This is a genomic window from Streptomyces sp. NPDC014861 (assembly GCF_043081625.1).
GTDB lineage: Bacteria > Actinomycetota > Actinomycetes > Streptomycetales > Streptomycetaceae > Streptomyces.
This window is the reverse complement of sequence record NZ_JBIBWV010000035.1, coordinates 1-18,471: the sequence shown is the minus strand read 5'-3', so window position 1 is coordinate 18,471 and position 18,471 is coordinate 1. Positions and strand designations below refer to the sequence as shown.

The window sequence follows — 18,471 nt, the reverse complement described above, 5'->3', positions numbered from 1 at the left end:
GCTACGCGGCGGGTGCCCCGTCCGTCTCCCGCGCCGCGAGGTGCCGCTTGATCGCCGCGTCGCGCTTGCGCACGTACCAGATGCCGATCAGGCCGAGGCCGCCGCCGGCCAGGCAGGTCCACACCCACCAGGTGAGGTCCCGGTCGTCGAACCAGCCGTAGAAGGGGAGCTGGACGAGGAAGAGGGCGAACCAGAGGATCGTTCCGCCGGTGATCGTGCCGACGACAGGCCCCTCCAGGGGCTCCGGTGCCTCGTGCTTCGGTGTCCACTTCGCCATGGGCCCAGTCTAGGCGTCCGGTGCGGGCGCCTCCCAAGGACGGCCGTACAGGGATCTACGCGCGGAGATGGACTCGCCCTCGTTCATGTGTTCATACTGAAACGGTTTGCCTATGGCGGGTTTCCTTCGTATGAACCGCCAAAAAGGACTTCAGGACTTTCCCGAAGAGGAACCCACTCCATGAGCAGCACGGCCGCCGCCAAGGCCCCCTCCCCCGAGCCGAAGGAGCCTCAGGCAACCGGTTCGGCCCTCGACCGCTACTTCCGGATCTCCGAGCGCGGTTCCACCGTCGCCCGCGAGGTCCGCGGCGGTTTCGCCACCTTCTTCGCGATGGCCTACATCATCGTGCTGAACCCGATCATCCTCGGCAGCGCCAAGGACATGTACGGGCACCAGCTCGACGGCGGCCAGCTCGTCACCGCCACCGTCCTGACGGCGGCCTTCTCGACCCTCCTCATGGGCGTCATCGGCAACGTGCCGATCGCGCTCGCCGCCGGCCTCGGCGTGAACACGGTCGTCGCCCTCCAGCTCGCGCCGAGGATGTCCTGGCCGGACGCCATGGGCATGGTCGTCCTCGCCGGCATCGTCGTCATGCTGCTGGTCGCGACCGGCCTGCGCGAGCGGGTCATGAACGCCGTCCCGGTCGGCCTGCGCAAGGGCATCGCGATCGGCATCGGCCTCTTCATCATGCTGATCGGCCTCGTCGACTCGGGCTTCGTCTCCCGCATCCCCGACGCCGCCCACACCACCGTCCCGCTCCAGCTCGGCTCCGACGGGCACCTCAACGGCTGGCCGGTGCTCGTCTTCATCCTGGGCACCCTGCTCACCCTCGCCCTGATCATCCGCAAGGTGCCGGGCGCGATCCTCATCTCGATCGTCGTCATGACCATCGTCGCCATGGTGATCAACGCGGTCGCCACCGTCCCGTCCTGGGGCCTCACCACCCCGGAGTGGCCCGGCAACCCGGTCGCCTCGCCCGACTTCGGCCTGGTCGGCGAGGTCAGCCTCCTCGGCGGCTTCGAGAAGGTCGGCTACCTGACCGGCGTCCTCTTCGTCTTCACCGTCCTGCTGTCCTGCTTCTTCGACGCCATGGGCACGATCCTGGGCGTCGGCGACGAGGCCAAGCTGATCGACAAGGACGGCAACTTCCCGGGCATCAACAAGGTCCTGCTCGTCGACGGCCTCGCCGTCGCCTCCGGCGGCGCGACCTCCTCGTCGGCCACCACCTGCTTCGTGGAATCCACGGCGGGCGTCGGCGAGGGCGCCCGTACCGGCCTCGCCTCGGTCGTCACCGGCGGTCTGTTCTCGGTGGCGCTCTTCCTGACGCCGCTCGCGACCATGGTGCCGTCGCAGGCGGCCACCCCCGCGCTGCTCGCGGTGGGCTTCCTGATCCTGGCCGGGTCGATCAAGGACATCGACTGGAGCGACTACACCATCGCGGTGCCGGCCTTCCTGGCCATGCTGATGATGCCGTTCACGTACTCCATCACGAACGGCATCGGCATCGGCTTCATCAGCTTCAGCGTGCTGCGTCTGGCGGCCGGCCGGGGCCGCGAGGTCCCGGTGGCCATGTACGTCGTGTCGGCGATCTTCGTCTTCTACTACGCGATGCCGGCGCTCGGCCTGACCTGATCGAGCGGGGCGGCGCCGGTGCCGGGAGGCTCCGGCTCCGCCCCGTAGAACTTCTCCGTCTCCTCGACGGCGGTCGTGAACCGCTCGTCGAAGTCCTCCCGAACGAGCGTCCGGACGACATAGTCCTGGACGCTCATTCCTCTTTTGGCGGCGTGACCCTTGAGCCGGTCGAGCAGCTCACTGTCGATGCGCAGGCTGAGCACTGTCGATCCCATGCCGTTCAGGGTCGGGGTCGGCCGGGCCTCTTTGCGTCACTTTCCGGATCCGACTCACTCATTTGGGTGATACATGGATGCCGAGCCGTGACCTGGCGATGTCGAGCCGTGACCTTGCGGTGCCGAGCCGTGACCTTGCGGTGCTGTGCCGTGGCCCCCGGAGGCGCGGGTCCGCGCCCGGGGGTGGCGTGATCCGTGCGACACACGGGAAACCAGTTGGTCTTTAGAGAGAGTAATGAGTTAGGCTAACTACATGCCTGACCTGTCCCACGGCACCGCCGACGACGCCGCGGCCGTGAACGCGATCCGCTCGTCCGTCATGCGGCTGAGCCGGCGCCTCAAGCACCAGCGCGTCGACGAGTCGCTGAGCCCGACCGAGATGTCGGTGCTCGGCACCCTGGCCCTCTGCGGCTCCGCCACCCCCGGTGAGCTGGCCCGCAAGGAGCACGTCCAGCCGCCGTCGATGACCCGCATCGTCGCCCTGCTCGAAGCCAAGGGACTGGTCCGGCTGGAGCCGCACCCCGACGACCGCCGGCAGAAGGTGGTCAGCCAGACCGAGCGGGCCGAGGTCATGCTCGAGGACGCCCGCCGCAAGCGGAACGCCTGGCTGGCCTCCCTCGCCGAGGGCCTGGACGAGGACGAGTGGGCTGTACTGCGCGCGGCCGCTCCCGTCCTGGAGAAGCTCGCCCATCTGTGAACCGAGCGCCAAGGAGGCGACGCACCTGTGAGCACGGGACCCGGAGCAGACTCCGCACCCGTCCATGAACCCACCCTCAAGACCCGTGGACGGGGGGAAACCTTCTCCTCGCTCTCGATCCGCAACTACCGGCTGTTCTTCACCGGAGCCATCGTCTCCAACACCGGTACGTGGATGGCCCGGATCACCCAGGACTGGCTGGTCCTGAGCCTCACCGGCTCGGCCGCGGCCGTCGGCATCACGACGGCCCTGCAGTTCCTGCCGATGCTGCTCTTCGGCCTGTACGGCGGAGTGATCGCCGACCGCTACCCGAAACGCAACCTGCTCCTCGTCAGCCAGGCCGCGCTCGGCCTGTGCGGACTCGCTCTCGCCGCGCTCACCCTCTCCGGGCACGTGCAGGTCTGGCACGTGTACCTGATCGCCTTCCTCCTCGGCATGGTGACGGTCGTCGACAACCCGGCCCGGCAGTCCTTCGTCTCCGAGCTGGTCGGCCCCGACCGGCTCCGCAACGCCGTCTCGCTGAACTCGGCCAACTTCCAGTCCGCCCGGCTCGTCGGCCCCGCCGTCGCCGGCGTGCTGATCGCCGGGGTCGGCAGCGGCTGGGCCTTCCTCATCAACGGCCTGTCCTTCCTCGCCCCGCTGACCGCCCTCTGGCTGATGCGCACGAGCGAGCTCCACAAGGTGGAGCGCGCCCCGCGCGGCAAGGGCCAGCTCCGGGAGGGCCTGCGGTACGTGGCGGGGCGGCCGGACCTGATCTGGCCGATCGCCCTGGTCGGCTTCATCGGCACCTTCGGGTTCAACTTCCCGATCTGGCTGACCGCCTTCTCCGAGGAGGTCTTCCACGTCGGCGCCGGCACCTACGGCTTCCTCAACACGCTGATGGCGGCCGGCTCCCTCGCGGGAGCCCTGCTCGCGGCCCGCCGCGGCTCGACCCGGCTGCGGATGCTGGTGATCGCCGCGGGCGTCTTCGGCGTCCTGGAGATCGCGGCGGCCCTCTCGCCGTCGTTCTGGCTGTTCGCGCTGCTGCTCGTGCCGATCGGCATGATCGGCCTCACGGTGAACATCACCGCCAACTCGGCCGTCCAGATGGCGACCGACCCGATCATGCGGGGGCGCGTGATGAGCCTGTACATGATGGTCTTCGCCGGCGGCACGCCGATCGGCGCGCCACTGCTCGGCTGGGTCACCGACACGTACGGGGCCCGCGTCGGCTTCGCGACCGGCGGGCTCGTCTCGCTCGCCGCGGCGGCCGTGATCGGCCTCGTCCTGGCCAGGATCGGCAACCTGAAGCTCGCGATGGGCTGGCGCCACGGGCACCCGAGCCTGCGGTTCGTCCCGCGCGTCGCGCCGGAGCGGCTGGTCGCGGCGGCCTGACGGGGAAGCGTTCCGCCGGAGGGCGGGCGGGAGCCGACGGTTCCCGCCCGCCCTCCGGCGCGTCCGCCCCCGCTCCGGGCCGGGGTCCCGCGCGCGGTGGATCCCTCGACTCGTCCGCCGGCGCGTCCGGAAATGAACGTTGTGTCACCGAGATGTGGCGATCCTGTGTATGTTGAGCCGTCAATCACAGGCACCACCAGGGGGGTTCCCTTTGCGTACCCGCTCCATCCGCCCCGCCATAGCCGCGGCCCTCGCCGCCGGCGCGCTGACCGGCGCCCTCGTCGCCACCCCGGCCCAGGCCGCCGAGTACTCCTCGGCCCTGAAGATCGCCGGCGTCCAGTACGACGCCCCGGGCCGCGACAGCAACAGCTGCACCAGCGGCAACACCAAGGCCGAGTACCTGACGATCAAGAACTTCGCCCGCTCCGGCCGGGTGAACCTCAAGGGGTACGTCGTCAAGGACGCGGTCGGCAACAGCTACACCTTCCGCGCCAACCACTACCTGGAGCCCGGCGACCACGTGAAGCTGCGCGGCGGCAGGGGCACAGAGTCCGACGGCGGCAACGTCGCCTACCGCAACAACTGCAACTTCATCTGGAACAACGACAAGGACACGATCAAGCTGATCAAGCCGGGCGGTGCCGCCGCGGACACGCACAGCTACACCAAGCGCGCGAACGACCGCGACGGCAACGGCTACATCACCTTCCACTGAGCCGCTGTCGGGTTCCATCGAGCCGCTGTCGAGCCTCCAGGGCGCTCACACCCGCATCTCCAGGACCTGTCCCGGCCACGCCTCGACCGTGAACGGATCGGTGCGGGTGAACCCCTGCCGCTCGTAGTACGCCACGAGCCGCCCCTCGCTGCCCGCGAAGCAGTCCACGCGGAGCAGCGAGACGCCCTCGCGGCGGGTCTCCTCCGCCGCGTGGGCGAGCAGCGCCGCCCCGACCCCCAGCCCGTGGAACCGTCCGTCGGTGGCGAGGTAGCGCACGTACCGCTCCGGCTCACCGGCCGGCGGGACGTACGCCCCGGGGTGCGGGGTCAGGGTGAGGGTCCCGGCGGGGACGCCGTCCACCTCGGCGATCCACGGGGTGCCCTCGCCCATGACCCGCCCGACGTGCTCCACCGTCTTCGGGCGGCTGGTGAAGGGCTCGCTGCCCCACTGGGCGGTGATCCCCTTTCCGTTGAGCCAGACGACGGCGCTGTCGAGTATCGCGAGGACGGCGGGCAGGTCCGCCGGACCCCCGCGCCTGATCGTGATCGGTTCGGAGTTCATCCGGCCGAGGCTATCCGGTGCCAGACTGGCGCTCATGAGGCTTTTCGCCGCCGTCCTGCCGCCCGCCGGGGCGCTCGCCGAGCTGGGCGCCGTCGTCGACGGGCTGCACGCCCTGCCGGGGGCCGGGGAGCTGCGCTGGACCTCCCGCCCGGGGTGGCACTTCACCCTCGCCTTCATGGGCGAGGTCGACGACACCCTGCTGCCCGAGCTCCGGACCCGGCTGGCCCGGGCCGCCCACCGCACCCCGCCGTTCGGTCTCCGGCTGCACGGCGGCGGGCACTTCGGCCGCAGGTCCCTGTGGACCGGCGCCGCCGGGGACCTGGACGCGATGCGGCTGCTCGCCGAGCGCGCCGACGCGGCGGCCCGCAGGACCGGGATCCCGATGGAGGAGCACCGCCGCTACCAGGCCCACCTCACCCTCGCCCGGAGCCGTGACGGAGGCGTCCCGCTCACCCCGTTCCTGGACGCCCTCGGCGGCTTCGAGGGCGCCCGCCGGCAGGTCGGCGAGCTGGCCCTGGTCCGCTCGAACCTGCCGGTGGCCGGGGTGCCGGGCGAGCGGCCCCGGTACGAGACGGTGGACGCCTGGCCCCTGGAGGGGGGAGGAGGCGCGGCGGAGGCCACGGGTTAACCTCGTGGGGTGGACCCGAAGACTCGTAACCGGATCATGGCCGGTGTACTCGTGCTGATGTTCGCGATCATCGCGCTGGCCTCCGTGGCGGGCCTGTGAGCGCGCGGTAGCCCCTTGCTTCGAGCGCGCTCCAAGGAGTTGGCTGGTGGCCCATGGAGTACACGCAGCTCGGACGCACCGGACTCAAGGTCAGCCGCCTCGTCCTCGGCACGATGAACTTCGGCCCGCAGACCGACGAGGCCACCAGTCACGCGATCATGGACTCGGCGCTCGACGCCGGTCTGAACTTCTTCGACACGGCCAACGTCTACGGCTGGGGTGAGAACAAGGGCCGCACCGAGGAGATCGTCGGCTCCTGGTTCGCGAAGGGCGACGGCCGTCGCGACCGGACCGTCCTGGCCACCAAGGTGTACGGGAACATGGGGGCCGACGGAGAGGCGTGGCCGAACCACGACAAGATCTCCGCCCTCAACATCCGCCGCGCCGTCGACGCCAGCCTGAAGCGGCTCGGCACCGACTACATCGACGTCTACCAGTTCCACCACGTCGACCGCGCCACCCCCTTCGACGAGGTGTGGCAGGCCATCGACGTCCTGATCGGACAGGGCAAGATCCTCTACGCCGGCTCGTCCAACTTCCCCGGCTACAAGATCGCCCAGGCCAACGAGGCCGCGGCCCGCCGGGGCATGGTCGGCCTGGTCAGCGAGCAGTGCCTCTACAACCTCTACGAGCGCCGTGCCGAGATGGAGGTCATCCCGGCCGCGCGGGAGTACGGCCTGGGGGTCATCCCCTGGTCGCCGCTGCACGGCGGTCTGCTCGGCGGCGTCCTGAGGAAGGCGACCGAGGGCGGGCGGCGCACCTCGGGGCGCGCGGCGGAGACGCTCGCGGACCCGGCGAACCGGGCGCGGTTCCAGGCGTACGAGGACCTGCTCGACAAGCACGGACTCGCCCCCGGTGAGGTGGGTCTCGCCTGGCTGCTCACCCGTCCGGGCGTGACCGGTCCGATCGTCGGCCCGCGCACTCCGGAGCAGCTGGAGGGCGCCCTGCGCGCCCTGGAGCTGGAGCTGTCGGACGAGCTCCTGGCGGAGCTGGACGCGATCTTCCCGGGCCCGGGCCCCTCGCCGGAGGCCTTCGCCTGGTAGGTCCGGCGGGGATCGGGCGGCCGTGCCCGGGCACGGCCGTCCTAGGGCCGGTACGGGCCGCCGATTCCCCAGGCCTGGTGCATCGCGTCGGCGAAGGCGGCGGCCAGTTTGTGCTCGCCGGTCGGGCCCGGGTGGGTCCCGTCGTAGGTGTCCTCCCGGAGGTCGTACGACTCCGGGACGGTCGCGAGCAGGAGGGGTGAGTCCGGTGCGTCGAGGTCGGCGACGGCCTTCGCGAGGAGTTCGTTGAAGCGGGCGCACTCGGCGGCGAAGGCGGCGTCGTAGCCGGCGCGGATGTTGGGGATGACCGGCAGCAGCACCGCCCGGACGCCCGGCCGGGCGGCCCGGGCGGCGGTCAGGAACGCCCGGACGTTCACCTCGGTCTGGTCGCTGTCGGTGTAGAAGCCGAGGTCGATCAGGCCGAGCGAGACCAGCAGCACGTCGGCGCGGGTGGCGGCGACGGTCTCCCCGACGGCCGGCGCCATGTGCAGCCATCCCTCGCCCCATCCCGCGAGGTGTCGCCGCGCGTCGGCGGGGAAGCCGGGGTCGGCGTACGCCTGCGGATCGGCGCGCGTCGCCGGATCGTCCGGGTCGCCCTCGGGCACGTACAGGCCGTCGCGGGGGCCGACGATCTCGTACCCGCCGGGCAGCACCCGCTCCAGGTGCCGCCACATGCGGTAGCGCCAGGTCCAGTCGCCGGCGCGTCCGATGGTCATGCTGTCGCCGACGAACAGAAAACGCATGGTCACATCATTCCGGACGCCCGCGCGCCCCGGCGACGTGACCCCGGCCACCCACCGGCGGCCGGCCCTCGGCGCAGGAGGTCCGCGACCGTCGCGGCGGAGCGCCGGAGCCGGACGGGCGGGAGGCGAGCGGGGTGCCGTCGGGGGCGCGGAAGGAGGGCGCGGGCGGGATCACGGCAGCGGTCTTCGCGCAGGTCAAGCGGGTTCCCCCGGTGCCGTGGCAGGCTTGGTCCCATGCGATCTGCTCTGTGCGCCCTCGGCGCGGCCGCCGCCCTGGCGCTGCTCCCGGCCGGCCCTGCCTTCGCCGAAGGGCAGGAACCGGACCGGGACTTCACGATCGAGGACGCCCGGATCACCGAGTCCAGCGGCCTCGCCGCCAGTCGCGCCCACCCCGGGATCTACTGGACGCACAACGACCAGGACGAGCCCCGCGTCTTCGGCGTCGACTCCCGCACCGGGAAGACGGTCGCGACCCTGACCCTGACCGGCGTCGGCACCCCCCGTGACATGGAGGCGATCTCGGTCGGCCCGGACGGCGACATCTACGTCGGCGACATCGGCGACAATCTCGACGGCTCCTGGGACCACGTCTGGATCTACCGCTTCCCCGAGCCCAAGACCCTGAAGGACCAGACGGTCCGGGCGCGGCAGTACGTGGTGAAGTACGCCGACGGCCCGCGCAACGCCGAGGCGCTGATGGTCCATCCGAAGACCGGCCGGGTCTACATCGCCAGCAAGAACGAGGACGGGGGCGGTCTCTACGCCGGCCCCGAACGCCTCTCGGCCTCCGGCACCAACACCTTCCGGCGCGTCGGTGAGGTGCCCTGGGTGACCGACGGCGCCTTCTCGCCCGACGGCGGGAAGCTCCTGCTGCGGAGCTATTTCAGTGCCCGCGAGTACGACTGGAGGGACGGCCGGATCGAGGGCGACGGCAGTTCGCCGGGTGCTCCCTTCCAGGGGCAGGCGGAGTCGGTCACGTACACCCTCGACGGCTCGGGTCTCATGTTCGGTTCCGAGGGGCAGGGGAGCCGGGTGGTGCGGGTGGACCGCCCAGACGCGCCCCGCGCCGAGGGGCCGGATCCGGCCACCCCCGGTCCCGGTTCCGGCACCGCCGCGCCGAGCCCCGCGCCCGCCGACGGCGAGCCCCGGGGCAGTGCGACCACGGGGTTCCTCGTGCTGGCCGGCGGCACCGTCCTCGTCCTCGGGATCAAGCGCCTGCTGCGGCGCGGCTGACCAGCACCTCGAAGCCGTCCAGGATCCGCTCCAGACCGAAGGCGAACTGGTCGATCTCGCGGGTGAAGGTGTCGTCGGCGAGGCCGGCGACGACCGGGTAGTCGCCGCTGGCCATGGCCCGTTCCAGGTAGGGCGTCTGGGCGCGCCAGAACTCGTCGTCGCTGACGCCGGTCTCCTTCGCCGCCTCCGTGGTCTGGAGCTCCATCCGCGCGATGCCGGCGACGAAGCTCTGCACGGTGACGATGGCGGACACCGTCTCGGGGTCGCTCAGTCCCATGCCGTGCGGTCCGGTGAGCCCGGCCAGGCAGAGGTCGAAGCTGCGCAGGGTGTTCGGGCCGAGCAGGGAGCGGGCCTCGTTGACCTTGAGCAGCCAGGGGTGCGCCCGGTAGAGGGAGAGGTGGCCGCGGGCCAGCGCCTCGACGGCCTCGCGCCAGTGCGCGGGCGGTTCCACGGGCCCGTCCGGCAGCTCCTCGCCCCGCACCCGGTCGAGCATCAGGTCGAGCAGTTCGTTCTTGCCGGGGACGTACCGGTACAGCGACATCGTCCCCACGCCGAGCTCGGCCGAGACCCTCCGCATCGACACGGCGTCCAGCCCCTCCGCGTCCGCGAGCGCGACCGCCGTCCCGACGATCCGGTCGAGGTCGAGGCCCCGTTTGGGGCCCCGGCTGGGGCGTCCGCCCGTGCCCCACAGGAGTTCGAGGCTGCTGCTCGTCTGGTCCGTCATACCCTCACTTTAAAACTGAGTACACCGTACCCGTAATGGGGTACGGTGTACTCAGTTCGCTTTCCGGTGCCGGGACAGGTGCCGGTGCGGGGCCTGTCCGGCGCCGCCGGGCGAGCCGTCCAGCGCGTGCGAGTGGAGGCAGTCATGTACGAACACCCGGTCCTCGCCGAGGGCCTGCGCAAGCGGTACAAGGCCAAGGGCGCCGGCTCCCGCAAGGGATCCGCCGCCCCGGAGCCGTACGCGCTCGACGGCTTCGACCTCACCGTCCGCCGCGGCACCGTCCACGGCCTCCTCGGACCCAACGGCGCCGGCAAGACCACCGCCGTCCGCATCCTCGCCACCCTCCTCAAGGCCGACGGCGGCCGCGCCGAGGTCGCCGGGCTCGACGTGGCTCGCGACGCCCGCGCCGTCCGCGCCCGGATCGGCCTGGCCGGCCAGTACGCCGCCGTCGACGAGAACCTCACCGGCCGCCAGAACCTCGAACTCTTCGGCCGGCTCTTCCACCTCGACCCCCGCCGCGCCCGCAGCCGCGCCGGCGAACTCCTCGACCGCTTCGGCCTCGCCGACGCCGCCGACAAGGGCGCCGGCCAGTACAGCGGAGGCATGCGCCGCCGCCTCGACCTGGCGGCCTCCCTGATCCTCGCCCCCGAGGTCCTCTTCCTCGACGAGCCCACCACCGGGCTCGACCCGCGCAGCCGGGGCGAGGTCTGGGACGCCGTGCGGGCCCTCGTCGCGGAGGGCACCACCGTCCTCCTCACCACCCAGTACCTGGAGGAGGCGGACCGGCTCGCCGCCCGCATCACCGTCATGGACCGGGGCCGCGCCATCGCCGACGACACCCCCGACGGCCTCAAGAACCGCGTCGGCGGCGACCGCGTCGAGGTCGTCGTCGCCGAACCCGCCGACCTCGACGCCGCCCGCAAGATCCTCGCCCGGGTGTCCTCCGCCGAACCGACCGCCGACGAGGCCGGACGGCGTGTCCACGCCCCCGTCAGCGACCGCGTCGCCGCCCTCACCGAGACCGCCCGCGCCCTCCAGGACGAGCGGATCCCCGTCGAGGACATCGGCCTGCGCCGCCCCAGCCTCGACGACGTCTTCCTGACCCTGACCGGTCACACCGGCAAGGACGCCGACCGGAGCGAACAGAGCGACCACAGCACCGAAGGAGCCGTCGCCGCATGACCACCGCGACCCCCGGCCTCACGTCCCCGTCCCGCGGCCGCGCCCACTGGGCGGTCACCGACTGCCTCACCCTCGTCCGCCGCACCCTGCTCAACTACCGCAGCCAGCCCGTCGCCATCCTCTGGCAGCTCGGCTTCCCCATCGTCTCCGTCCTGCTCTACGGCTTCGTCTTCGGCAGCGCCATGCGCGTCCCCGGCGGCGGGGACTACAAGGACTTCCTCATGCCCGGCATGTTCGCCATGACGATGACCTTCGGCCTCATGAACACCGCCACCGCCGTCGTCAACGACTCCGCCAAGGGCGTCATGGACCGGTTCCGCTCCATGCCGATGGCCCCCTCGGCCGTCACCACCGGCCGCGGCCTCTCCGACCTGATCGTCGCCTCCGCCGAACTCGCCATCCTCACCGCCACCGCCCTCGCCATCGGCTGGAGCTCCGACGGAGGCGTCGCCGGCACCCTCTTCGGCTTCGGCCTCCTCCTGCTCCTGCGCTTCAGCCTCATCTGGGTCGGCGTGTGGTGCGGACTCGTCGTCCCCAACGCCGAGTCGGCCGGCGCGCTCTACGCGGTGATCTTCCCCGTCACCATGATCTCCAGCGTGTACGTGGCGCCCTCGCTCATGCCGGACTGGCTGGCACCCGTGGCCGCGTGGAACCCCATCTCCTCCACGGTCGCCGCCACCCGCGAACTCTTCGGCAACCCCGGCGCCGGCGGCGCCACCTGGGTCGAGCAGAACGCCGTGCTCATGGCCGTCGTCTGGCCGCTGGTGCTCACCGCGGTCTTCCTGCCGCTCGCGGTCCGCCGCTTCCAGCGCCTCAGCCGCTGACACCCCGCACACGCGGAAGGGCCCGCACCGGTCACGACCGGTGCGGGCCCTTCCGTACACCCGAAGGCGCGCCCTGGGGTCAGAGCTTCTCGATCACGTGGTCGATGCAGGCCGTCAGCGCCCGCACGTCCGTCGGGTCGACCGCCGGGAACATCGCGATCCGCAGCTGGTTGCGGCCCAGCTTGCGGTACGGCTCCGTGTCCACGATCCCGTTCGCGCGCAGCACCTTCGCCACCGCCGCCGCGTCGATCTCGTCCGCGAAGTCGATCGTGCCGATGACCTGCGAGCGCTTCGCCGCGTCCGCCACGAACGGCGTCGCGTACTTGGACTCCTCGGCCCACGTGTACAGCGCGTCCGAGGACTCCTTCGTCCGGGCCACGGCCCAGTCCAGACCGCCCTGGCCGTTGATCCACTTCAGCTGCTCGTTCAGCAGGAAGAGGGTCGACAGCGCCGGGGTGTTGTACGTCTGGTTCTTCAGCGAGTTGTCGATCGCCGTCGGCAGCGAGAAGAACTCCGGGACGTGGCGCCCGGACGCGTGCACGCGCGCGGCCCGCTCCAGCGCCGCCGGCGAGAACGCCGCCAGCCACAGGCCGCCGTCGGCCGCGAAGGACTTCTGCGGAGCGAAGTAGTAGACGTCCGTCTCGGTGATGTCCACCGGCAGACCGCCCGCGCCCGAAGTCGCGTCGACCAGGACGAGCGCACCCTCGTCGGCGCCCGCGACCCGCTTCAGCGGGGCGGCGACACCGGTCGAGGTCTCGTTGTGCGTGTAGGCGTAGACGTCCACGCCCGCCTCGGCCACCGGCTCCGGGTGGGTGCCCGGGTCGGAGGAGATCACGGTCGGCTCGGCCAGCCAGGGGGCCAGCTTCGAGGCCTTCGCGAACTTGGAGGAGAACTCGCCGAAGGAGAGGTGCTGGGACTTGTTCTCGATCAGACCGTGGGTCGCGACGTCCCAGAAGGCGGTCGAACCGCCGTTGCCCAGGATCACCTCGTAGCCCTCGGGCAGCGAGAAGAGGTCGGAGATGCCGGCACGGACCTCGCCGACCAGGTTCTTGACCGGAGCCTGGCGGTGGGAGGTGCCCAGGAGAGAGGTGCCGGTGGCGGCCAGGGCGTCCAGCGCCTCCGTCCGCACCTTGGAGGGGCCCGCGCCGAAACGGCCGTCTGCGGGCTTGATGTCAGCGGGAATCTGGATATCGGCCACGAGCCGGAGAGTATCGGTTCGGGAAGGCGCCGGTCGCCGGATGTCCGCCCGATGAGACGAACGACGAGACATGCTTGCGTGGTGGGAACAGACGAAGGACTCGCCGCCGACCTGCGTGCCGCCGTCGCCGGGGAGGTCGACTTCACCGCCGCCGCCCGGGCGCTCGTCACCATGGACGCCTCCAACTACCGCCGCGTACCTGCCGGAACGGTCGCCCCCCGCGACGCCGACGACGTCGCCGCCGCCCTGGCGGTCTGCCGCGCCCGCGGCGTCCCCGTCGTCCCGCGCGGCGCCGGCACCTCCATCGGCGGCCAGGCCACCGGCACCGGCGTCGTGCTCGACCTCACACGCCACCTCCACGGCCTCGTCTCCGTCGACCCGGAGGCCCGCACCGCCGTCGTCCGACCCGGTCTCGTCCTCGGCCGGCTGCGGGAGGCCGTCCGCCCGTACGGCCTCACCTTCGGCCCCGACCCCTCCACCCACAGCCGCTGCACCCTCGGCGGCATGATCGGCAACAACGCCTGCGGCGCCCACTCGGTCGCCTGGGGCACGACCGCCGACAACGTGCTCTCCCTGGATGTGGTGACCTACCGGGGCGAGCGGTTGACGCTCGGGAGCGACGGGCGGGGAGCCCCCGCGGGACTCCTCGACCTCGTCGGCCGCCACCTCGCCCTCCTCCGCACCGGCTACCCCGCCGGCCTGCCCCGCCGCATCTCCGGCTACGCCCTCGACGCCCTGCTCCCCGAGCGGGGCACGGACGTCGTCCGCTCCTTCGTCGGCGCCGAGGGCACGCTGGGCGTCGTCACGGAGGCGACCGTACGGCTCGTCCCGCTGCCCGCCGCGCCGGTGCTCGTCGTCCTCGGGTACGCCGACGAGACCGCCGCCGCCGACGCGGCGGCCGGACTCCTCCCGCTCGGACCGCTCACCGTCGAGGGCATGGCGGCGGACCTCGTCGGCGGGGCCACCGGCCTGCCCCGGGGCGGGGCGTGGCTCTTCTGCGAGGTCGACGGGGAGGCGGCGGCCCGCGCGCTCGTACGGGCGGCCGACGCCGTCGACGCCGCCGTCGTCCGCGACCCGGCCGGGCAGCGCGCGCTGTGGCGGATCCGGGAGGACGCCGCCGGCACGGCCACCCGGATGCCCGGAGGCGGGGACGCCTGGCCCGGGTGGGAGGACTGCGCGGTGCCGCCGGCCCGGCTCGGCGCGTACCTGCGGGACTTCCGCGCGCTGCTCGCCGAGCACGGGCTGCGGGGGACCCCGTACGGCCACTTCGGCGACGGCTGCGTCCACGTCCGCATCGACTTCGACCTGTGGACGGGGAAGGGCGTCCGCGACTTCCGCCGCTTCTCCGAGGCCGTGGCCGACCTCGTCGTGGCCCACGACGGCTCCCTCTCCGGCGAGCACGGCGACGGACAGGCGCGGGCGGAACTCCTGCCGAGGATGTACGGGGACGAACTGGTCGCCCTCTTCGGCGCCGTGAAGGACCTGTGGGACCCGGACGGCGGACTCAACCCGGGGATCCTCGTCCGGCCGGACCCCCTCGACTCTGGCCTCCGCTTCGAGGGCCTGCCGCTGGTGGGGGTCGGCAGGGAGGCCGCGCGGTGCGTCGGCGTCGCCAAGTGCCGCGTGGCGGGCCCGAGTACGGGCGACTCGGTGATGTGCCCGTCGTTCCGCGCGACGGGCGAGGAGAAGCACTCCACCCGCGGCCGGGCCCGCCTCCTCCACGAGATGGCGCTCGGCGAGATCGTCACCGGCGGCCGGCGCTCCGAGGAGGTCCGCGAGGCGCTCGACCTCTGCCTCTCCTGCAAGGGCTGCCGCAGCGACTGCCCGGTGGGCATCGACATGGCCGCCTACAAGGCGGAGTTCCTCGACCGCCACTACGCCGGCCCCACCGGCCTCCTGCGCCGCCCGCGCGCGCACTGGACGATGGGCGGACTCCCGCGCTGGCTCGACCTCTTCGGCAGCACGCTCAACACGATGACCCGCCTCCCCCTCGCGGCCCGCCTCGCCGGCGTCACGGACACCCGCCCGCTGCCGACGGTGGCCCCCCGCACCTTCGGCGACTGGTTCGCCGACCGCGGATCGGTCCGCCCCCCGGACCTCACGCTGTGGCCCGACACCTTCACGGACCACCTCGCCCCGGAAGCGGGCCGCGCGGCGGTCCGGGTCCTGGAGGCGGCGGGCCTGGGCGTGACCCTGCCACCGGGCAGGGTCTGCTGCGGCCTCACGTACGTGTCGACGGGCCGCCTGGGCGCGGCCCGGCGGGTCATGGCCCGGACGCTGGACGTGATGGGGGAGGGAGCGGGGGAGGAGCCCGGCCCCGTGGTCGTCCTCGAACCCTCCTGCGCGGCGGCGCTCCGCACCGACCTGCCCGAACTGCTCCCCGACGACCCGAGGGCGGCCCGCCTCGCGGCCCGGGTCCTCACCTTCGCCGAGGCGCTGGAGCGGCTGGCCCCCGACTGGGACCCGCCGCGCGTCGACCGCGAGGTGGCGGGCCAGACCCACTGCCACCAGCACGCCGTCCTGGGCGACGCGGCGGACCGCCGCCTCCGCGCCCGGGCCGGCCTGACGGGCGATCTGGCGGGCGGCTGCTGCGGCCTGGCGGGCAACTTCGGCTTCGAACCCGGCCACGAGGAGGTCTCCCTGGCCTGTGCGGAGGACCAGCTCCTCCCGGCCCTCCGCACGGCCGCGCCGCACGCGGAGCTCCTGGCCGACGGCTTCTCCTGCCGCACCCAGATCGCCCACCTGACGGCCCGGAAGGGCCGGCACCTCGCGGAGGTCCTGGCGGAGGCGGTCGAGCGCGGCGCGGGCGCCCCGGGCGCGGGCTGAGGTGCACGGGCGGGGGCTGAGGTGCACGGGCGCGGGCGGGTTCGGGGGACGGGTTCGGGCGCGTGGCAGGTTCGGGGGGAGGGGCTCGGGCGCTACCCGGCCCCACTGACGATCTCGCGGGCCATCGCCACCAGGGCCTCGGTGGCCGGGTGCGGGAACGCGTCGCGCCAGGCGAGGAGGACGGGGAGGGGCGGGGCGTCCGGCAGCGGGCGGTAGGTGACACCCGGGTGGGGGTGGAGCGCGGCCGTCGACGCGGAGGAGACGCCGACACCCCGCGCGGCGGCGATGGCGGTGAGCCAGTCGTCGGTGTTGGCGACGGTGAGCGTGCGGGTGGGGCGGGCGGGCAGCGGCCACAGGGTGAGGGCGGTCGCGCCGGAGACGGTGTTGAGGACGACCGTCTGGTCCGCGAGGTCGAGGAGGGTGAGCTCGCCCGGGCGGTCCGCGAGCGGGCTGTCGGAGGGCAGGGCCGCGACCCTGGGTTCCGTGGTCAGCTCGGCGGTGACCAGACCGGGCGCGTCGACGGCCCCGCGCAGCAGCGCCGCGTCGACCTGACCGCGGGCGAGGCCGGCGGTGCGGTCGTCGACGCGGAGGAGTTCGAGCGGGGTCTCGGGGTGTTCGCGCTGCCAGCGCCGCAGCAGCGGCGTCGTGTACGGGCCGAAGGCGGACCAGGCGTGGCCGAGGCGGAGCGGGCGGCTGCGCAGCCGGGCGGGGTCGACGGCCGCGTCGAAGGCGGCGAGGGCGGCGGCGGCCCGTTCGCGGAAGGCGCGGCCCTCGGCGGTGAGGGCGAGGTGGTGGGTGGAGCGGTCGACCAGGCGTGCGCCGAGGTGCCGTTCGAGGGCGGCGAGGGTGCGGGAGACGGCGGGCTGCGTCAGATGGAGGCGGGCGGCGGCCCGGGTGAGGTTCTTCTCCTCGGCGATGGCGAGGAAGCAGCGCAGGTGACGCAACTCGATGCTCACGGTCATGCCTCTGGAGCATAACCGCAGGCCGATCGGCATTTCCGTCGCCGCGCCCGACTCCGTAGCGTGGAAGCGGAATTCGGTCGTCAGGGTGGCGGGGGAGTGCACTACTCTGGACTGAGAGTTTAATGGAGTGAACTTGCGTGGCCGGTTCCGGTGAGGGCCGGAGAGGAGTGGTGGTGGGCGTGGACAGCCAGGCGGCGGGCGCGGTGACGGCGGTGACCGCGATGACGGTGACGGCTCCGGAGGTGACGGGACCGGCCGCGGCCTCGGCGGGTGCGGCTTCAGGGGGTGCGGTTTCGACCGCCTCGGCCGCTTCCCCCGCCCCGGCCGCCGCCCGCTCCACCCGCTTCGGGCCCGTCGCGCTCGTCGTCGCCGGCGGGCTCTCCGTGCAGTTCGGCTCGGCCATCGCCGTCCTGCTGATGCCCCGGGCCGGCGCGCTCGGCGTCGTCACGCTGCGGCTCGTGCTCGCCGCGCTCGTGCTGCTGCTGGTCTGCCGGCCCAAGGTGCGCGGATACAGCCGCGCCGACTGGGGCACGGTCGTCGCCTTCGGCGTCGCCATGGCGGGCATGAACATGCTCTTCTATCAGTCCGTCGACCGGATCCCGCTCGGTGCCGCCGTCACCCTGGAGGTGCTCGGGCCGCTGATCCTCTCCGTCGTCGCCTCCCGCAGGCTCGTCAACCTCCTCTGGGCCGGCCTCGCGCTCGGCGGCGTCGCCCTGCTCGGCGGCGGGGGCTTCGACCGCCTCGACCCGCTCGGCGCGGGCTTCGCGCTCGCGGCGGGCGCCATGTGGGCGGCGTATATCGTCTTCAGCGCCCGCACCGGCCGCCGCTTCCCGCAGGCCGACGGCCTGGCCCTCGCCATGGCGTTCGGCGCGGTGCTCAGCCTGCCGTTCGGCATCGCGGAGGCGGGCGACGCGCTGCTCGTACCGACGACGATCGCGCTGGGCCTCGGCATCGCCCTGCTCTCCTCGGTGCTGCCGTACACCCTCGAACTGCTCGCCCTGCGCCGGCTGCCCGCCCCGACCTTCGCCGTCCTGATGAGCCTGGAGCCCGCCATCGCGGCCGCCGCGGGCTTCTTCGTCCTGCACCAGGCGCTCGCCCTGACGGACGGCCTCGCGATCGCCCTCGTCATCGCGGCGAGCGTCGGGGCGGTGCGGACGCAGGCGGCGGCCGTCGCGTAACCCCGTCCCGCCTTCCCCCTCGGCCGGCACCCGGATCGCTCCGGGTGCCGGCCGACGTGTTTCTTCGGCCCGGGGGCGGGGGCCGCGGAGCGTTCACTCCCGCCTCATTGCAATGCCCGGGCATATGTCGTTGCGTCAATGTTGATTTCATTGCAATAAAATATGCACTCTGAGCTGCATCAATGCTTTTCCAGTGCAACGAGTGACTTGTCGAGTCTTGGAAAGCAACGTAGCTTTTCTCATGTCGGAAACGCCGACGGAGCAAGAGCGACAACGAGCCCGCAGGAGCAGTCATCATGCAGACCTTCGCCACCGCCGCCCCGATCACCGCCCTCGTGTCCGTCCCCGCCGGGAGCCTCCGCT

18 protein-coding genes are annotated in these 18,471 nt (G+C 72.6%); 11 read left to right on the top strand and 7 right to left on the bottom strand.

All coding sequences use genetic code 11. From position 1 onward, the window contains the following. Position 1: 1 nt before the first annotated feature. Complete coding sequence (locus ACF1BN_RS36025; RefSeq protein WP_376595786.1) at positions 2-277, bottom strand: DUF2530 domain-containing protein; 276 nt, start codon at positions 275-277, stop codon at positions 2-4. A gap of 180 nt (positions 278-457) precedes the next feature. On the opposite strand from ACF1BN_RS36025, the gene ACF1BN_RS36020 reads away from it, so the two are divergent. Further along, entirely contained in the window at positions 458-1,909 is a 1,452-nt protein-coding gene (locus ACF1BN_RS36020; protein ID WP_392335819.1) for an NCS2 family permease, read from the top strand. Here the strand turns inward: ACF1BN_RS36020 and ACF1BN_RS36015 are convergent. Beyond that, positions 1,879-2,124 carry a hypothetical protein gene (locus ACF1BN_RS36015; protein WP_376595788.1) on the bottom strand — a complete coding sequence of 82 codons (246 nt, stop codon included), beginning with the start codon at positions 2,122-2,124 and terminating at the stop codon, positions 1,879-1,881. The two genes, ACF1BN_RS36020 and ACF1BN_RS36015, sit on opposite strands and share 31 nt — an antisense overlap. A 253-nt stretch (positions 2,125-2,377) precedes the next feature. Between ACF1BN_RS36015 and ACF1BN_RS36010 the strand changes: the two genes are divergently transcribed. The 3 genes from ACF1BN_RS36010 (at position 2,378) to ACF1BN_RS36000 (ending at position 4,910) form a co-directional block, all read left to right on the top strand. Continuing rightward, positions 2,378-2,821, top strand: coding sequence for a MarR family winged helix-turn-helix transcriptional regulator (locus ACF1BN_RS36010; protein WP_189974474.1), 444 nt, complete (start codon positions 2,378-2,380; stop codon positions 2,819-2,821). A 27-nt stretch (positions 2,822-2,848) separates the two neighbouring features. Continuing rightward, positions 2,849-4,195: an MFS transporter gene (locus ACF1BN_RS36005; protein WP_392335818.1), complete on the top strand. Its 1,347-nt coding sequence runs from the start codon at positions 2,849-2,851 to the stop codon at positions 4,193-4,195. 211 nt (positions 4,196-4,406) lie between these two features. Then, a complete protein-coding gene (locus tag ACF1BN_RS36000; RefSeq protein WP_392335817.1) occupies positions 4,407-4,910 on the top strand; it encodes a lamin tail domain-containing protein in 504 nt (167 codons plus the stop codon). Between the two features lie 45 nt (positions 4,911-4,955). Here ACF1BN_RS36000 and ACF1BN_RS35995 read toward each other — a convergent pair whose 3' ends face one another. Further along, positions 4,956-5,471 carry a GNAT family N-acetyltransferase gene (locus ACF1BN_RS35995; RefSeq protein ID WP_392335816.1) on the bottom strand — a complete coding sequence of 172 codons (516 nt, stop codon included), beginning with the start codon at positions 5,469-5,471 and terminating at the stop codon, positions 4,956-4,958. A 34-nt stretch (positions 5,472-5,505) separates the two neighbouring features. Between ACF1BN_RS35995 and thpR the strand changes: the two genes are divergently transcribed. Then, the gene (gene thpR / locus ACF1BN_RS35990) at positions 5,506-6,099 is read left to right on the top strand and encodes an RNA 2',3'-cyclic phosphodiesterase (RefSeq protein ID WP_392335815.1); all 594 of its coding nucleotides are present in this window, start codon (positions 5,506-5,508) and stop codon (positions 6,097-6,099) included. 152 nt (positions 6,100-6,251) lie between these two features. Then, the gene (locus ACF1BN_RS35985) at positions 6,252-7,241 is read left to right on the top strand and encodes an aldo/keto reductase (protein ID WP_392335814.1); all 990 of its coding nucleotides are present in this window, start codon (positions 6,252-6,254) and stop codon (positions 7,239-7,241) included. Between the two features lie 41 nt (positions 7,242-7,282). Here ACF1BN_RS35985 and ACF1BN_RS35980 read toward each other — a convergent pair whose 3' ends face one another. After that, positions 7,283-7,981, bottom strand: a complete 699-nt coding sequence (locus ACF1BN_RS35980) for a GDSL-type esterase/lipase family protein (protein ID WP_392335813.1) — start codon at positions 7,979-7,981, stop codon at positions 7,283-7,285. Between the two features lie 234 nt (positions 7,982-8,215). Here ACF1BN_RS35980 and ACF1BN_RS35975 point away from each other — a divergent pair, with 234 nt between their 5' ends. Continuing rightward, complete coding sequence (locus ACF1BN_RS35975) at positions 8,216-9,214, top strand: WD40 repeat domain-containing protein (RefSeq protein ID WP_392335812.1); 999 nt, start codon at positions 8,216-8,218, stop codon at positions 9,212-9,214. Here ACF1BN_RS35975 and ACF1BN_RS35970 read toward each other — a convergent pair. Next, positions 9,189-9,938, bottom strand: a complete 750-nt coding sequence (locus ACF1BN_RS35970) for a TetR/AcrR family transcriptional regulator (protein ID WP_392335811.1) — start codon at positions 9,936-9,938, stop codon at positions 9,189-9,191. The two genes, ACF1BN_RS35975 and ACF1BN_RS35970, sit on opposite strands and share 26 nt — an antisense overlap. A gap of 144 nt (positions 9,939-10,082) precedes the next feature. Between ACF1BN_RS35970 and ACF1BN_RS35965 the strand changes: the two genes are divergently transcribed. Then, positions 10,083-11,120, top strand: a complete 1,038-nt coding sequence (locus ACF1BN_RS35965) for an ATP-binding cassette domain-containing protein (protein ID WP_392335810.1) — start codon at positions 10,083-10,085, stop codon at positions 11,118-11,120. Further along, entirely contained in the window at positions 11,117-11,944 is an 828-nt protein-coding gene (locus ACF1BN_RS35960; protein ID WP_392335809.1) for an ABC transporter permease, read from the top strand. The genes ACF1BN_RS35965 and ACF1BN_RS35960 overlap by 4 nt, the downstream gene beginning before the upstream one ends. 79 nt (positions 11,945-12,023) lie before the next feature. Here the strand turns inward: ACF1BN_RS35960 and serC are convergent, their stop codons facing one another. Beyond that, positions 12,024-13,142: a phosphoserine transaminase gene (gene serC / locus ACF1BN_RS35955; protein WP_392335808.1), complete on the bottom strand. Its 1,119-nt coding sequence runs from the start codon at positions 13,140-13,142 to the stop codon at positions 12,024-12,026. A gap of 51 nt (positions 13,143-13,193) precedes the next feature. On the opposite strand from serC, the gene ACF1BN_RS35950 reads away from it, so the two are divergent. Further along, on the top strand, positions 13,194-15,968 hold the full coding sequence (locus ACF1BN_RS35950; protein ID WP_392335807.1) for an FAD-binding and (Fe-S)-binding domain-containing protein: 2,775 nt from the start codon (positions 13,194-13,196) through the stop codon (positions 15,966-15,968). Positions 15,969-16,060: 92 nt separating this feature from the next. On the opposite strand, the gene ACF1BN_RS35945 is transcribed toward ACF1BN_RS35950, so the two are convergent. Continuing rightward, the gene (locus tag ACF1BN_RS35945) at positions 16,061-16,963 is read right to left on the bottom strand and encodes a LysR family transcriptional regulator (RefSeq protein ID WP_392335861.1); all 903 of its coding nucleotides are present in this window, start codon (positions 16,961-16,963) and stop codon (positions 16,061-16,063) included. Positions 16,964-17,151: 188 nt separating this feature from the next. On the opposite strand from ACF1BN_RS35945, the gene ACF1BN_RS35940 reads away from it, so the two are divergent. Next, positions 17,152-18,108, top strand: a complete 957-nt coding sequence (locus tag ACF1BN_RS35940) for a DMT family transporter (protein ID WP_392335860.1) — start codon at positions 17,152-17,154, stop codon at positions 18,106-18,108. Positions 18,109-18,471: the final 363 nt, after the last annotated feature.